This is a genomic window from Arthrobacter sp. SD76, from assembly GCF_049726125.1.
GTDB lineage: Bacteria > Actinomycetota > Actinomycetes > Actinomycetales > Micrococcaceae > Arthrobacter > Arthrobacter nitrophenolicus.
Genome location: NZ_JBNBLR010000001.1, coordinates 1,224,761 through 1,239,998 on the forward strand (window position 1 = coordinate 1,224,761; position 15,238 = coordinate 1,239,998).

Genomic DNA, 15,238 nt, shown 5'->3' on the forward strand with positions numbered 1-15,238 from the left:
GGGGACTGATCCAGTCCCGGGTGGCCCCGCTTTTGTATATCGGTACTACTGTGCGCTGTCAGCTTCGCGGTAGATCCCGGCCATCCAGTCCTCCACGTCCGCCGGCTTGCGGGGCAGGGCGGCGCTGAGGTTGACCGGTCCGTCGGCCGTCATCAGGATGTCGTCCTCGATCCGGATACCGATGCCGCGGTATTCCTCCGGGATCGCCAGGTCCTCGGCCTTGAAGTACAGGCCGGGTTCGATAGTGAACAGCATGCCTTCGGTGAGGATGCCGTCCAGGGTAGAGTTCCCGCTTGGCCTGGGCACAGTCATGGACGTCCAGACCGAGGTGGTGGCTGGTGCCGTGGGGCATCCACCGCCGGTGCTGCTGGCCGTCGGTGCTGATGGCCTCTTCCACGCTGACAGGCAGAAGGCCCCACTCGGCGAGCCGTTCGGCCAGCACGGTAGTGGCGGCAGTGTGGATGTCGCGGAACTTGGCGCCGGGCCGGGCCGCGGCGAACCCTGCATCCGCGGCGTCCAGCACTGCCTGGTAGACCTTCCGCTGCACGTCGCTGAAGACCCCGCTGGCCGGCAGGGTGCGCGTGATGTCAGCGGTGTACAGGGAGTCCACCTCCACGCCGGCGTCCAGCAGCAGCAGTTCGCCCGCGTGGATCTTCCCGGTATTGCGGGTCCAGTGCAGCACGGTGGCATTGTTGCCGGAGGCCGCGATGGTGTCGTAGCCCAGTTCGTTGCCCACCTCTCGTGCCCGTGCGAAGAAGGCCCCCTCCACTACCCGTTCACCCCGGGCATGGGTCAGGGCGCGGGGCAGTGACTTCACCACTTCCTCGAAGCCTTCAATGGTGGCAGCCACGGCAGTCTTCATCTGTTCAATCTCCCACTCGTCCTTGAGCAGGCGCAGCTCGGAGAGGGCCTCACTGAGCTTTTCGTCCAGGGCGTCGAACACGCCCAGGTCAAGGTTTTCCGGGTCCCTGGCGGTGTTGTACCGGGCGGTGTCCACAAGTGCGTCGATGTTTTCATCCACTTTGCGCACCAGCCGGATGGAGATGCCGCCGATTTCCGGGGCACCAACATCCTTGGTGACGGCTGTTTCCAGCTGGTCGATGTGGGCCGTCGCCAGGCCCAGACGTGCCTCAAACTCGGCCAGCGTGGGCCGGGCGCCGATCCAGAATTCCCCGGACCGCGCGTCGGCGTAGAACTGCTCCGTATCCCGGCCGGCCAGCGGACGGAAGTAGAGCGTGGCACGGTGGTGCCCGCCGTCGTCGCCCTTACCCTCCCCGACGGGATCAAGTATCAGGACCGCGTCCGGCTCGTGGTCCAGGCCCAGGCCGGTCAGGTGGGCGAAACCGGAGAACGGCCGGAACCGGTAGTCGCAGTCGTTGGAGCGGACCTTCAATGGCCCCGCGGGGATCACCAGGCGTTCGCCCTTGAACTTGGCGGAGATGGCTTTGCGCCGGGTTGCGGCGTAGGCAGCAACGGCGTCACGGTCCGGCAGCTCCTCGCTGGACGGTGCCCAGTTGCTGGCCATGAAGGCCTTGAAGGCGTCGGAACTGGGCCGCTGCGAGCGGTTGTTGACACGCTCTTCCAGCGGCTGGGAAGCAGAGTTCAGGGTGTTTTCGGCATCGTTCACGGCACCATCGTCTCACCAGCTCCGCGGCGATGCGAACGGGCTTCCGCCGGGGGCGGGGCCGGTCAACTAGTCTGGACAGGTGAGGATTGACCTGCATGCCCACTCCAATGTCTCCGACGGCACGGAGAAACCCGCCGACGTGATGGCCTCCGCCGCCCGCGCCGGGCTGGACGTGGTGGCACTGACCGACCATGACTCCACGGACGGCTGGGCGGAAGCATCCGCTGCAGCCGTTGAGCACGGAGTGGCCCTGGTGCCCGGGATGGAGGTGTCCTGCCGGACCTCGGAAGGCATCAGCGTGCACCTCCTGAGCTACCTGCACGACCCCGCGCACGAGGGCCTGCTGGAGGAGATCACCAAGGCCAAGGACGCCCGCCTCACGCGTGCAGAGCGGATGGTCACGCTCCTCGCCGAGGACTATCCGCTCACCTGGGACGACGTCATCCACCATGTGGCGCCCGGCGCGACCCTCGGCCGTCCCCACATCGCCGACGCGCTGGTGGCCGCCGGTGTGGTGGAGGACCGCTCCGAAGCCTTCGCCACCATCCTCACCTCACGCTCGCGCTACTTTATCCAGCACTACGCACCCGACCCCGCCACCGCCGTCGAGCTCGTCCGCGCCGCCGGCGGCGTGCCTGTCTTTGCCCATCCGGTGGCGACCGCGCGGGGCAGGACGGTGGGGGAGCGCACCTACCGGGAAATGATCGACGCCGGCCTGGCTGGCCTGGAGATCGACCACCGGGACAACCCGGAGGAAGGGCGGGCCTTCCTCCGGCGGCTCGCCGCGAAGCACGACCTGCTGGTAACGGGTTCCTCCGACTACCACGGCACCGGCAAACCCAACCTGCTGGGCGAGAACCTCACGTCCCGGGAAGCCCTGGCCAGGATCGAGGAACTGGGCACGGGACCGCCGTTGTGCGGGGAAGCTCCGCGCACCTTGACTAATGGTCCCGCCTGAGTAGTCTTTCGCTTGCCGGGGTGGCTTTCGGTGCCAAAAGAGTCTCGTCACCATGCAATATTTCGTACGGTAGACGGAGAAGAATCATGTTCAGGAAATCACTTGCCGCGGCTGGTCTGGCCGTCGTTTTCATGTTTGTCCCCACCGCAGCCAATGCGCTGGACTGTGCCAACGTCAGCCGGTCGGCCTACACGGGCAGCGACTACGTGTTCATACCCGGCCCCGACATCCACGTCCATGTGCAGGGCAACTGGGCTTACGTGCTGGAAGCTGGTGCCTGGGTGTTCCTGCCCCCGGGAACCGTCCCGGAAGGCGCAGGCGACGACGGCAATTTCCAGAACGGCGAGGGCTATGCCCTGTTGGTCAACGCCATCTGCGAATCCAGCGGAGCCGTCCTGGACAACCGCCAGGGGGACCACGGAATCCAGCTGCTGGAAACCTGCTAGCGGAACCGCAGGCGCAAAAAGCCGCAGCAGGTGTCCTTAACGGCCCCCTACAAGGACACCTGCGCGGCAGGGTGCGGTGGGAACGACGCGAGGGTGGCGTGTGCGCCCAGCCGCCTGGCCATGATGTCCACCGCGGGCTGGTTCTGGTCCACGCAGACGAATTTGCGGCCCAGCTTGGCCGCCACCGCGCCGAGGGTGCCGGAGCCGGCGAAGAAGTCCAGGCACCAGTCGCCGGGCCTGCTTGACGCGGCGACGACGCGCCGGACCAGTCCCTCCGGCTTCTGCGTGGGGTAGCCGGTTTTTTCCTTGCCGGTGGGGGAGACGATGGTGTGCCACCAGACGTCCGTGGGCAGCTTGCCGAGTTCCCGCTTGGCGGGAGTGACCAGGCCGGGGGCCATGTAGGGTTCCCTGTCCACTTCGGCGCTGTCGAAGTGGTACTTGGCGGGGTTCTTGACGTAGACGAGGATATTGTCGTGCTTGGTGGGCCAGCGGTTCTTGGCGCGGGCGCCGTAGTCGTAGGCCCAGATGATCTCGTTCAGGAAGCATTCCCGGCCGAAGATGGCATCGAGCATCACCTTGGCGTAGTGGACCTCTCGGTAGTCCAGGTGCAGGTACAGCGTCCCGTCCTCCGCCAGCAGGCGCCACGCCTCGACGAGCCGCGGTTCCAGGAAGGACCAGTAGTCGCTGAACGCGTCATCGTAGCGGTGCAAGGCGCCCTTGATGGTGTCATAGGAGCGGCCCTTGAAGCCGACGCGGTCGCCGCTGCCCTCGGCATTGGCCACCATCCTGGTTTCCTGGCGCCGCTGCGGCCTGCCTGTATTGAAGGGCGGATCCACATAAATCAGTGTGAAGGCGCCGTCCGGCAGCGTGGGGAGGTACTCCGCGTTGTCCGCGTGCACCACCAGGCTGCCGCCGTCCGGCGCCCAAACAGTGTCAGTCATCGGGGCAGTTCGCCCTCGGCGCCCGGCTGTGTGCCCTTGTCAGCGCCGGCAACCACTTCGCCGTTGCGGCGCCGGGTGCGGGTACGGGTGCGGCGCGCACGCGTGGGCTGCTCGCCGTCGTTCTGTCCGGCCTCGCCGGCAGGCGCAGATGCGGCCGCCGGGCCTGACGTACGACGGCGGCGCTCACCGGAGCGGCCTGCGGACTCGCCGCCGCGGCCATCTTCGCGGCTGCCGGAATCCCGGCGTCCACGGCCGGCCCGTTCACGGCCGTCCCCGCGGCCGCCGCGGCTGTTCTTCTTACCGGTTTCGCCCAGGTCTTCGAGGACCTCGGCGTCCACACCGGCAAGGGTGCGCTTGTCCCGCGGGAGGCGGCCCTTGGTGCCCTCAGGAATGTCCAGGTCCGTGAAGAGGTGCGGCGAGGAGGAGTAGGTTTCCACCGGCTCGGGAACGTTGAGGCCCAGGGCCTTGTTGATCAGGGCCCAGCGGGGAACGTCGTCCCAGTCCACGAAGGTGACGGCCGTCCCCTTGTTGCCGGCGCGGCCGGTGCGGCCCACCCGGTGCAGGTAGATCTTTTCGTCTTCGACGCACTGGTAGTTGATGACGTGCGTGACATCCTCCACGTCGATGCCGCGGGCAGCGACGTCGGTGGCCACCAGGACGTCCACCTTGTTGTTGCGGAAGGCGCGCAGGGCCTGCTCGCGGGCACCCTGGCCCAGGTCGCCGTGGATGGCGGCGGCGGCGAACCCGCGGTCCACCAGTTCCTCTGCCACCTTCGCGGCGGTGCGCTTGGTTTTGGTGAAGATGATGGTGCGGCCGCGGCCCCTGGCCTGCAGGATGCGGGCCACCACCTCGGTCTTGTCCATGCTGTGCGCACGGTAGATGAGCTGCCGGATGTCGCGCTTGGTCAGGCCCTCGTCGTCCGGGTCTGCGGCGCGGATATGGGTGGGCTGGGTCATGTAGCGCCGGGCCATGGCGATGACCGGGCCGGGCATGGTGGCGGAGAACAGCAGCGTCTGCCGGACAGCGGGGGTGGCCGCGATCAGGGTCTCGACGTCGGGCAGGAACCCGAGGTCCAGCATTTCGTCGGCCTCGTCCAGGACCACGATCTTGACGTTCTTGAGGCTCAGGTGCTTCTGCTTGTACAGGTCGATGAGGCGCCCCGGGGTGCCCACCACAACTTCGACGCCCTGCTTCAGCGCTTCCACCTGCGGCTCGTAGGCGCGGCCGCCGTAGATGGTGGCGATGCGGGCGTTGCGTTTGCGGGATGCAGTCTGCAGGTCATTGGCCACCTGCACTGCCAGTTCGCGGGTGGGGACGATCACCAGGGCCTGCGGTGCGCCCGGTACGGCGAGCTTCGCGTAGCCGGGGTCGTCCTGGCCGATGACGCGCTGCAGGGCGGGAATGCCGAAGCCGAGGGTCTTGCCGGTGCCGGTCTTGGCCTGTCCGATGATGTCGTGGCCGGACAATGCCACCGGCAGGGTCATGGCCTGGATGGGGAAGGGGTGCGTGATGCCGGCGTCGGCCAGCGATTCCACGATGTCCTCGCGGACGTTGTAGTCGGCGAAGGACTTTTCCGCGATTTCGTGCGGCTTCTCGTCCGAGATGATGGTCTCTTCCGGCTCAATGGTCTCGGTGCCGGTCTCGTCCGTCAGAAGCTGGTGGGTATGCAATTCACTCACAGGGAGTTTCCTTATTCATTTGGGCATTGGCGCTGCCTGCTCAACGGGCCGGCCGGCAGGCCGGTCCGGAGCACGCTCGGGCGCACAAGCAATTCCAGTGGAAGCCGATCGCGGGCTATCTAAATGCTGGCACTGGTGACCAGCGGGCAAATCTCAAGATCGCGTAGGGGCGGGCTTGTTGGTTTCAAATCAAGGAAATCAACGACCGGGCATCCATTTCTACTTCTCCAGTCTAGCCGTACAAGGCCGCAATACCGGCTTTTGCACCCCCGGGGGCGGGTATGCGGGCCCGCAGCGGACCTCAGCCGACCAGTTCGAAGTGGACCTCACGGGTTGCGATGTTGGACGAAAGCAGGCGGACGCGGACCTTGGTGCCGGACTCCAGGTCGCCTGCGCAGCGGGCCGTGACGGCAGGTTCAGCCACCTGGATGATGCCGGAACCGCCATTGCCGTTGCCGTTCTTGCCGTTGCCGTTCTTGCCGTTTCCGTTCCTGCCGTTGTTGCCATTGCCGTTGTCTTTTTGCGGCTTCGACCCGGAGATCACGATGGCATCAAACTCCTGGCCAATGTGGTTGACCAGGAGCGCGGCCTCCACGGTGTCCAGCGCCATCCGCTCCATCCGGGACGCCAGCTGGTCCGATCCCGCCATGATCTCGGGAAGCGACGGAAGGGCCTCACGCGCCCAGCCGGGAACGTTGCCGCCATTGCTGAGGGCCTCGCAGATCACCAGCACGAAGCGGTCCACCAGCCGCCGCAGGGGAGCGGTGGTGTGCGCGTAGGCCGCACCGATGGCGGCCTGGATGGCGGCCTCCGGGACGCTGCCGTCAAAAGCTGTATAGGAGGCGCCGCGGAACAGCATCCCCGCCGAGTGCATGATGGCGAGCTGCCGCGGTTCGGTCGGGTCCAGGCTGCGCAGGTACTCGCCATAGCTGACCTCGCCGTCCCACGGCTTTCCCAGCGCCTCGGTCTGGAGTTTGAAGTGGTTCAGGGAGCGTTCGTCCGGCGCGGGCATGGTCCGGAGGATGCCCACTTGCCCGTCCAGCATGATCTGCGCAGCGGCCATGCCCGTCATCAGCGAGATCTGCGCGTTCCAGTCCTCCACGGGCAGCTGCGGCGCGGCAGCGATGCGGTAGCCACCGTCGGGGAGCTGGACGATCTCCTGCTCCGGCATGTTCAGGCTGGCGCCGTCACGGGCACGTTCCAGCTCCACGCGCTTGAGCCCAACCTCTTTCAGCAGCTGCAGGACTGGGGATGCGCCGCCTGCGTCCAGTTGGGCCTGCGCGCCTTTGTAGCTCAGCTTGGCGCGGCTGCGCATCCGTGCCCGCCTGACGGAGGCCGAGGTGACATCGGCGTTGCCGTCCAGGCGGAAGTCCCAGACGAAGGCCGGGCACTCCTGGCCGGGCAGCAGGCTCCCTGCCCCTTCGCTGATGACCTCCGGATGCAGCGGAATCCGGCCGTCGGGGGCATAGAAGGTCTGCCCGCGGCGGCGCGTTTCCTGGTCCAGCGGTCCGCCCGGCTTCACGAACGCCGGAACGTCGGCGATGGCGTACAGCACGTGGTAGCCGCCGCCGTCGGCCTCTATGAACAGCGCCTGGTCCAAATCCGTGGACGATGCCGGATCGATGGTGACGAAATCGACGCCGGTCAGGTCATGGGGCGGAAGCTCCAGCGCAGCCACGGCCGCCTCGGCGTCACGGACCGCATGCTCGGGGTACGGCCCGGGAAGCTCGAGCTCGCTCCGCAGCGCGCCCAGGGCCTCTTCCAGCGCATTGTTGTGCTCGTGGACGTTGGGAGCCAGCCGATGGTGTGACACGAAAATCAGCCTAGCCCGAAGACCGCCGATTATGCAGGCCATCGGCGGGATGAACGGCAGGGCCGTGTTGCCCCGCCGGCAGTTCAGGACCCGCCAGTTCAGGAGCCGGCAGCATCCAGGGCGGCCAGGAGTGAGGCCGCCGCTGCGGCGGGGTCCGCCGCTTCGGTGATGGCCCGCACCACCACAATCCTCCGGGCTCCCGCTGCCACCACCTCGCTGACGTTGGAGTGGTCGATGCCGCCGATGGCGAACCACGGCACCTCGTTAGCGGCTTTGGCGGTGGCTGCCGCAGCGTATTTCACCAGGTCGGGTCCCACGGCGGCCCGACCCGGTTTGGTGGGGGTGGCCCAGACCGGCCCCACGCAGAAGTAGTCCAGCCCGGCAGGTCCGGCCGTGGCAACGAGGGCCGCATCCACCTGGTCCGGAGTGTGGCTGGAGAGTCCAATGGCGGCGTTGCCGTTCAGCAAGGTGCGGGCCGCGGGCAGGGGGAGGTCCTTTTGGCCGATGTGGAACACCGGAGCGCCGGACAACACGGCGATGTCGGCGCGGTCGTTCACTGCCCACAGCCTGCCATGGCGCTGCGCGGCTTCCTTCAGGACGGCCAGCAGTTCCAGTTCCTCGGCAGCCTCGATGGCCTTGTCGCGGAGCTGGATGATATCCACTCCGCCGGCGAACGCGGCATCCACGAACTCCGCGAAGTCGCCGCGGTCACGGCGGGCGTCAGTACAGAGGTAGAGACGGGCAGTCTTGAGCCCGGCGGTTCCCCCGGCGGTGGTGAAGGCATCGGTTGCGGAGGCGCCGGCAGCGGAAGGGGAGTGGGACACATTCATGGCTGCAAGCCTAGTTCCTCTACACTTGCCTCGTACTGCGGGAGCCTGCGGCAGCTGTCATAAAGCGCCGGGCTGAGAGGGCGTCAGAGCCGACCGCTTGACCTGATCCGGGTAATGCCGGCGTAGGGAAGGAGACACATGGGCACCCCCAACACGGCACCCCCGCAACCCACCAACGGCACCGTCAGGGCCGACGTCGCGGTCATTGGCGGCGGAGTTGTGGGCCACGTGATCGCCTGGGAGGCACTGCGCTCGGGCCGCAGCGTCGCGCTGATCGATGACGCACCCGGCAGCGGCGCCAGCTGGGCCGCCGCAGGGATGCTGGCGCCGGTGAGCGAGCTGCACTACCAGGAAGAGGACCTCCTCGACCTGATGCTCGCATCCTCGGCCCGGTGGCCCGGTTTTATCGCCGACCTGGCCGCTGCGTCCGGCGAAAGGACCGGATACCTGACGACGCCGACCCTCGCCGTGGGTGCCGACGCCGCCGACCGCCGGGCCTTGATGGATTTGCGCGCGGTCCAGCAGGCCAACGGCCTGGCTGTTGAGCCTTTGACCGTCCGCGAGGCGCGGCGGCGGGAACCGTTGCTGAGCCCCGCCATCGCCTGCGCACTTGACACCCCCGCCGACCACCAGGTCGATCCCAGGCGCCTGGTGTCCTGCCTTCGCAACGCCCTGGCGGGGGAAACTGCCAGCAGCGGCCGCGCAGCTGCGGGTGCAGTGGATGGGTATGCCGTGCCGGACAGGGCCGTTGGACTGCTGTGGGCTGATGGCACTGTTGCGGGAGTCCGGCTTGCCGGACGCGGTACAGTCCTGGCCGGAGAAACCGTGGTGGCCAACGGACTGGATGCCGCTGCGCTGGCGGACCTGCCTGAGGGCCTGCACCTGCCGCTGCGGCCGGTGCACGGGGACATCCTCCGGCTCGCCGTACCGCAGCACCTCCAGCCGCTGGTCACGGCCACCGTACGCGGACTGGTCCGCGGTGTACCCGTGTACATCGTCCCCCGGGAGGACGGGACGGTGGTGATCGGAGCCACCCAGCGTGAGGATGCCCCCGCCAGGGGCGTTGCAGCCCCACAAGCTGCCCGGTCCGCTGCCGGAACGGTATCCGCCGGCGGTGTCTACCAGCTCCTCCGGGACGCGCAGGTCCTGGTCCCCGCCGTCGCCGAGCTGGAATTGCTGGAGTGTACGGCGCGGGCCCGGCCGGCGACCCCGGACAACGCCCCGCTCCTGGGCAGGGTGCCCGCCGCTCCAGGCTCCACCCCGGGCGGGCACATCGCGGGCCTGGTCATCGCCACCGGATTCTTCCGGCACGGCGTCCTCCTGTCACCCGCAGCCGGTGCCATCTGCCGGGACCTGATGGACGGCACAACGGACCCCCGCTGGGAGCCGTTCAACCCTGGCCGCTTCTCCGGCCGCGAATCCTCCGCTGCAAGCGTCAACATCAAGGAGACAGCATGAACATCACCCTGAACGGAAACCACCATACGGTGGCTGAGGGGGCGTGCATCACCACGCTCGTCAGCCAGGTCACCGGCCGCACCGTGGGGGCTGACGGCCAGGCCAGCGACGGGAACAGGCTGGGCGTCGCCGTGGCGCACAACGCACAGGTGGTTCCCCGGAGCCAATGGTTCGCGACGGCGCTCGCCGACGGTGACGACGTCGAGCTTGTCACGGCAGTGCAGGGAGGCTGACACCATGACGGAATCCACCACCCTGACCTCCACGGCTGCACCCGGCCTGGATGATGTCCTGGTCATCGACGGCGTGCCCCTTGGCGTCCCGGCTCATCATGGGAACCGGCGGCGCGCCGAGCCTGGACGGGCTTGGCGCGGCGCTCCTCGCCTCCGGCACGTCCCTGACCACCGTGGCGATGCGGCGCTACTCCACTGCGGAAACGGGCTCGCTGTTCCAGCTCCTGGTGGACCACGGCATCCGGGTCCTGCCGAACACCGCCGGATGCTTCACCGCCCGGGACGCCGTCCTCACCGCCGAACTCGCCCGCGAAGCGCTGGAAACGGACTGGGTGAAGCTCGAAGTCATTGCCGACGAACACACGCTCCTTCCCGACGCCGTCGAGCTGGTGGAGGCCACCGAACAGCTGGTCAACCGCGGCTTCAAGGTGTTTGCGTACACCAACGACGACCCGTCCTGGCGCTGCGGCTGGAGAACCTCGGCGCCACCGCCGTGATGCCGCTGGGGGCTCCCATCGGCACGGGGCTGGGAATCCTGAACCCGCACAACATTGAGCTCATCGTCTCCCGCGCCTCGGTCCCGGTGGTCCTGGATGCCGGGATCGGTACGGCCTCCGACGCTGCCCTTGCCATGGAGCTCGGCTGCGACGCCGTGCTGCTGGCCACGGCGGTGACCCGCGCACAGAACCCGGCCCTGATGGGGGAGGCATTCAAACACGCCGTCATCGCCGGTAGGCTGGCGAAAGCGGCGGGCCGCATTCCCCGCCGCGAACACGCGCTGGCATCGTCGGCAATGGAAGGCCGGGCCGAGTTCCTCTAGCCCGGCACACGCCGGTTGATGCCCCTGGACCAAGGAGCAGCAGTGGCCGGCAAAGATGCCCTTCCCCGGGAACAGATCGACCAGGCCCTGGCAGGGCTGCCCGGCTGGCGGTACCACGACGGCGGCCTGGTCACCGTCTTCAAGACGCCGACGGCGGCTGCCGCACTCGAGCTGATTGCCGCCGTCGGACGCCTTGCTGAGGAACAGAACCACCACCCGGACCTGGACTGGCGCTACAACCGCGTCTTCATCCGCTACTCGTCGCACGACGCAGGCGGGCAGGTGACAGAACGGGACCTCGCCGCCGCGGCAGGAGCGAGCGAGGCTGCGGCCGCCGTCGGGGCGAATGCGGAACCCTCGCGCTACCTGTCCGGAAACTCGTCATCCGTTAAGCGAAGGTGGCCGCCGCCCCGGAGGGCGGCGGCCACGCGCGTTTGCGGGTTGTTCCTCTCCTAGCGGCGGAGGATGGCAGTGAGGCGCTGCGTGTCCTGGCGGGCCCGGCTGCGGCCCAGGTAAAGGACGGCGGCCACGGCGGCCGCAGCTCCCAGCACGATGGGCAGTACCCACGGAAGCCACGTCAGGCCCGGGCGGTACCCAAAGCCTGCCGCCATCAGGATGATCCAGGTCAGGGCCCCGGCAACGACGGCAACGCCGGCGGGCAGGGCGGCGCCGTACTTGGCATGCCGCCTGTCATTCGCCCAGACGACGAAGCCTGCGGCAATCGCTGCGAGCACAACGATGGTCAGGGAAAGCATGGATCTCCTAGGAACGTTCGCGGTGCCGGGGCTAGAACTGGCCGAACCCTACGCGGCGGACCTCTTCGGCGCCGATTTCCACATAGCCAAGGGCATTTCCGGGAACAATGATCAGGCGTCCCTTGTCGTCGGTCAGCCGCAGCTCGCTGCCGGCATTGATGGCTTCGCCCACAACCTTGGCCACCGTCTCGGCGTCCTGGGTCGATTCCAGCACAATCTCACGGCCAACGTTCTGAACGCCGATCTTAATTTCCACAGGGGCCTCCCAGCCAGTCAAAGTACTCGTGTTTCTCCACGAGGTGTTGTCTTATTTGTAGTCTAGGACTCTTTGGGGAAGCGAGAGATTCCGCGCCAAGCTAAACGGTAGATGAGGTCGCTGGCCACATCGAGGTCCAGGTTGCCGTCCGTTTCGAGCCAGTACCGCGCGCTGACCTGGGCCATTCCGGCCAGTCCCGGCCCAGGAGCTCGGCTTCGAGATGGGGGAGCTTGGTGTCCTCGGCAATGACACGTGCGATCGCGTCCGCGAAGGTCCGGTTGAATGTTTCCAGCCTGGAGCTGACATCCGGATCGTTGATGAGGTCCGATTCGAAGACCAGCCGGTGGGCCTGGTCGTCATTGGCGATGAAGCGGAAGTAGGCCCGCATCACGGCCTGCACGCGTTCCTTGTTGTCCGTGGTGGAGTTCAGCGCACCCAGCATCAGGTCGGTGAGGGACGCCAGGTGGCTTTCCAGCAGCGCCAGGTACAGTTCCCGCTTGGACGGGAAGTGCTGGTACAGGACGGGTTTGCTGACGTGGGCCGTCTCGGCGATCTCGTCCATGGCGGCACCGTGGTAGCCGTTGGCCACGAAGACTTCCTGCGCTGCGGAAAGGAGTTGGGCGCGGCGCTCGTCGCGCGGCAGCCGGGCGGAGCGCTGGCCTGCCGGACGCGGGGCCGCCTGCTGTTCGGCGGCGGGCGGGCGGTCAGCCCGTGCTTCAGGGACCACGGTTGTCCTTCTTTCCATTGCGGTTAGCTCCACTTTACTGCGGGGTAATATGACCCGGCGGTATCCCGGGGCATACATTGAAGTATGGCTTCGACTTTCACCGCAAATGTTTCATCTGTTTCCCTGGATCCCCTGGTGGAACCGGCGGGTGAGCTGACCCCTGCCGAGGTGGAGCGCTACTCCCGGCACCTCATCATTCCCGAGATCGGGGCCATCGGGCAGCGGCGGCTCAAGAACGCGAAGGTCCTGGTAATCGGCGCGGGGGGCCTGGGATCGCCGGCGCTGCTGTACCTGGCGGCTGCCGGTGTGGGAACCATCGGGATCATCGACGACGACGCCGTTGACCTCAGCAACCTGCAGCGCCAGGTCATCCATGGGGTGGCGGATGTCGGCAGGCCCAAGATCGAGTCCGCCAGGGACGCCATCGCCGCGCTCAACCCGCTGGTGGACGTCCGCCTCCATGATGTCCGCCTGGACGCCTCCAACGCCCTGGACCTGTTTGCCGGCTACGACCTGATCCTGGACGGGGCGGAGCAACTTTGCCACCCGCTACCTGGTCAACGATGCCGCGGCCATCCTGGGCAAACCGTATGTGTGGGGCTCCATCTTCCGGTTCGACGGCCAGGTCAGCGTGTTCTGGGAAAAACACGGACCCACCTACCGCGATCTCTACCCCGAAGCGCCGCCCGCCGGCTCTGTTCCCTCCTGCGGCGAGGGCGGGGTCTTCGGCATGCTGTGCGCGGCTGTGGGGTCCATGATGGTGACTGAGGCAGTGAAGCTGATCACCGGCGTCGGACGTTCCCTCCTGGGCCGGGTGGCGCTGTTCGACGCCCTGGGCGGCAGCTGGCGGGAGATCCGGGTATCCAAGGATCCCGCGGCGGCACCCATTACGGAGCTGACGGACTACGAGGCCTTCTGCGGCATCACACCGGCAGCGCCGTCGGACACCGAACACACCGTCACCGCAACGCAGCTGGCCACCATGCTGGCGTCACGGAAGGCCGGGCTGAAGGATTTCGAGCTCGTGGATGTCCGGGAGCCGGGTGAATTCGAGATCGTCCGGATCGACGGCGCGGTGCTGATCCCGCAGGGCCGGATCCTGGCCGGCGACGCATGGGCGGAGATTCCGCAGGACCGGGACATCGTGTTCCTCTGCAAGGCAGGGACACGGTCAGCCAACGTCCTGGCAGCGGCGCAGAAGGCGGGCTACCAGCGGGTCAGCCATCTCGACGGCGGCATCCTCTCGTGGGTGCGCGAGGTGGAACCCCACAAGCCGGTCTACTGACCCGATGCTCTATCAGATATGGCTCCCAAAACAGTGTTTTGGGAGCCATATCTGATAGAGCAAGTGGGGTTCAGGCGCTTTCGAGACCCCGGTGGTCCACCGGGCATTCAGCCTGGGCGGACGGACGGGCGGCGGGCTGCTCCACGGTGATGCCGTAGAGGGCCTCCAGGGCCGCCACGTACTCGTCCTGCTGGCCGTTGGCCGCCAGTTCCCTGGCGCGGACCGTAGGGACGTGCAGCAGCTGCTTGACCATGCGGCGGAGTGCGAATTCCACTTCCTCGGCAGCGGCGGTGCAGCCGTGCCGGGCCCGGACCTTTTCCATTTCGGCGTCCAGGACGTTCATGGTGTGGCGGCGAAGGGCAACTATGGCGGAATCCACGGACCGGGCCTCGCGTTCCTGTTCAAAAGCCGTGGCGGCACCTTTGACGATGCTGCTTGCCTGCGCCAGGGATCGGCCTGTTCCTGCGGCGCGGCCAGGCGGACGGATTCAAGGGTGAGGAGTTCGACGCCGTCCAGCTCGCCGACGGCGGGGTCGAAGTCGTGGGTGAGCGCCAGGTCGATGGCGATCAGCGGCTGCGGGGAGTTGGCGCGGACCTGGGCGAGCTCGTCCGCTTCCACCCGGCTATCCGAACCGCTGCAGCCGATCATGACGTCCGCGGCGGCCACGGCGGGGTTGAGGGAATCGTCGTCGAGGGCGGTGCCGCCCCGCGTGGCGACGAAGCCTTCGGCCCGGCCGGAGGAGGAGAAGACGGAGATGTCCGTGCAGCCGCGTTCGCGGAGCAGTGCCATGGTGGCGCCGGCGTAGGCTCCGGTCCCAAAGACCACAACCTTCTTGCTGGACCAGTCCGGGTTTTCGGAAAGATCCGTTGCAAGGTCCAGGGCGACGGACACGATGGACAGGCCGCGCGAACCGAGCGCAGTCTGGGCGCCTACGTCCTTTGCCGTTTTGGAGGCGGCCTGGAAGAGCCGGACCAACCCCGCGCTGGCGGTGCCTTCATGCTGGGCGGTGATCAGTGCGCGGCGTACCTGGCCTGCGATTTCCCGTTCCCCAACGACGGCGGAGTCCAGTCCGGCGCTGACGGCGAAGAGGTGCTGGGTTACTTCGGGGCCGGTTCGGGTGCTGAAGGAGCGGGACACGAGCGGCTCACTCAGGCCGCTGGCTTCACTGATCTGGGCGACAAGGGCTGCGCGGGCTGCCTCTACATCATCCGGATGGGGCGCCTCGCCGTAGATCTCATAGCGGTTGCAGGTGGCAAGGACAACCGCGCCCGTCACCGCCGGTGAACCGGTGAGGGCGTTCGTGGCAATCCCGGAGGAACCGTTGCTCAACTGAGCAACGGTCTCAAGATCGATGTCGGCGTGTGTAGCCACCAATGAAAAAAAGAACCACAGCAGACCAATCATAGCTTT

At 67.3% G+C, this 15,238-nt stretch carries 11 protein-coding genes, 5 pseudogenes and 1 riboswitch; of the genes and pseudogenes, 7 read left to right on the forward strand and 9 right to left on the reverse strand.

Features of this window, described 5'->3' with window-relative positions; translation table 11 throughout:
* Window positions 1-45: 45 nt before the first annotated feature.
* Window positions 46-1,627: pseudogene (locus ACPEE0_RS06100) on the reverse strand (aminopeptidase P family protein).
* Window positions 1,628-1,706: 79 nt separating this feature from the next.
* Here ACPEE0_RS06100 and ACPEE0_RS06105 point away from each other — a divergent pair.
* Together ACPEE0_RS06105 and ACPEE0_RS06110 are read left to right on the forward strand one after the other, a co-directional pair.
* Window positions 1,707-2,585 carry a PHP domain-containing protein gene (locus ACPEE0_RS06105; protein WP_424574149.1) on the forward strand — a complete coding sequence of 293 codons (879 nt, stop codon included), beginning with the start codon at window positions 1,707-1,709 and terminating at the stop codon, window positions 2,583-2,585.
* An 86-nt stretch (window positions 2,586-2,671) separates the two neighbouring features.
* A complete protein-coding gene (locus ACPEE0_RS06110) occupies window positions 2,672-3,031 on the forward strand; it encodes a hypothetical protein (protein ID WP_009357710.1) in 360 nt (119 codons plus the stop codon).
* A 47-nt stretch (window positions 3,032-3,078) separates the two neighbouring features.
* Here the strand turns inward: ACPEE0_RS06110 and ACPEE0_RS06115 are convergent, their stop codons facing one another.
* The 4 genes from ACPEE0_RS06115 to thiE form a co-directional block, all read right to left on the reverse strand.
* Window positions 3,079-3,972: a DNA-methyltransferase gene (locus tag ACPEE0_RS06115; protein ID WP_009357709.1), complete on the reverse strand. Its 894-nt coding sequence runs from the start codon at window positions 3,970-3,972 to the stop codon at window positions 3,079-3,081.
* Window positions 3,969-5,651 carry a DEAD/DEAH box helicase gene (locus tag ACPEE0_RS06120; protein ID WP_424574150.1) on the reverse strand — a complete coding sequence of 561 codons (1,683 nt, stop codon included), beginning with the start codon at window positions 5,649-5,651 and terminating at the stop codon, window positions 3,969-3,971. The genes ACPEE0_RS06115 and ACPEE0_RS06120 overlap by 4 nt, the downstream gene beginning before the upstream one ends.
* A 301-nt stretch (window positions 5,652-5,952) precedes the next feature.
* Window positions 5,953-7,464 (reverse strand): RNB domain-containing ribonuclease, encoded by a 1,512-nt coding sequence (locus tag ACPEE0_RS06125; protein WP_424574151.1) that lies wholly within the window; start codon window positions 7,462-7,464, stop codon window positions 5,953-5,955.
* A gap of 98 nt (window positions 7,465-7,562) precedes the next feature.
* Complete coding sequence (thiE, locus tag ACPEE0_RS06130) at window positions 7,563-8,294, reverse strand: thiamine phosphate synthase (RefSeq protein ID WP_424574152.1); 732 nt, start codon at window positions 8,292-8,294, stop codon at window positions 7,563-7,565.
* Window positions 8,295-8,321: 27 nt separating this feature from the next.
* Window positions 8,322-8,440: riboswitch (TPP riboswitch) on the forward strand.
* Between thiE and thiO the strand changes: the two genes are divergently transcribed.
* The 4 genes and pseudogenes from thiO (at window position 8,433) to ACPEE0_RS06150 (ending at window position 11,261) form a co-directional block, all read left to right on the forward strand.
* The gene (gene thiO, locus ACPEE0_RS06135; RefSeq protein WP_424574153.1) at window positions 8,433-9,752 is read left to right on the forward strand and encodes a glycine oxidase ThiO; all 1,320 of its coding nucleotides are present in this window, start codon (window positions 8,433-8,435) and stop codon (window positions 9,750-9,752) included. (Overlaps the previous riboswitch by 8 nt.)
* Entirely contained in the window at window positions 9,749-9,985 is a 237-nt protein-coding gene (gene thiS, locus ACPEE0_RS06140) for a sulfur carrier protein ThiS (protein WP_424574154.1), read from the forward strand. Before thiO ends, thiS begins: the two co-directional genes overlap by 4 nt.
* 4 nt (window positions 9,986-9,989) lie before the next feature.
* A pseudogene (locus tag ACPEE0_RS06145) lies at window positions 9,990-10,805 on the forward strand (thiazole synthase).
* A 42-nt stretch (window positions 10,806-10,847) separates the two neighbouring features.
* Window positions 10,848-11,261, forward strand: a complete 414-nt coding sequence (locus ACPEE0_RS06150) for a 4a-hydroxytetrahydrobiopterin dehydratase (protein WP_424574155.1) — start codon at window positions 10,848-10,850, stop codon at window positions 11,259-11,261.
* Here the strand turns inward: ACPEE0_RS06150 and ACPEE0_RS06155 are convergent.
* The 3 genes and pseudogenes from ACPEE0_RS06155 to ACPEE0_RS06165 form a co-directional block, all read right to left on the reverse strand.
* Window positions 11,258-11,560: a hypothetical protein gene (locus ACPEE0_RS06155; RefSeq protein ID WP_424574156.1), complete on the reverse strand. Its 303-nt coding sequence runs from the start codon at window positions 11,558-11,560 to the stop codon at window positions 11,258-11,260. The two genes, ACPEE0_RS06150 and ACPEE0_RS06155, sit on opposite strands and share 4 nt — an antisense overlap.
* Before the next feature lie 31 nt (window positions 11,561-11,591).
* Window positions 11,592-11,816 (reverse strand): DUF3107 domain-containing protein, encoded by a 225-nt coding sequence (locus ACPEE0_RS06160; RefSeq protein WP_009357701.1) that lies wholly within the window; start codon window positions 11,814-11,816, stop codon window positions 11,592-11,594.
* A gap of 62 nt (window positions 11,817-11,878) precedes the next feature.
* A pseudogene (locus ACPEE0_RS06165) lies at window positions 11,879-12,543 on the reverse strand (TetR/AcrR family transcriptional regulator).
* Between the two features lie 84 nt (window positions 12,544-12,627).
* On the opposite strand from ACPEE0_RS06165, the pseudogene moeB reads away from it, so the two are divergent.
* Window positions 12,628-13,828: pseudogene (gene moeB, locus ACPEE0_RS06170) on the forward strand (molybdopterin-synthase adenylyltransferase MoeB).
* 70 nt (window positions 13,829-13,898) lie between these two features.
* Here the strand turns inward: moeB and ACPEE0_RS06175 are convergent.
* A pseudogene (locus ACPEE0_RS06175) lies at window positions 13,899-15,232 on the reverse strand (glutamyl-tRNA reductase).
* Between the last annotated feature and the right edge of the window lie 6 nt (window positions 15,233-15,238).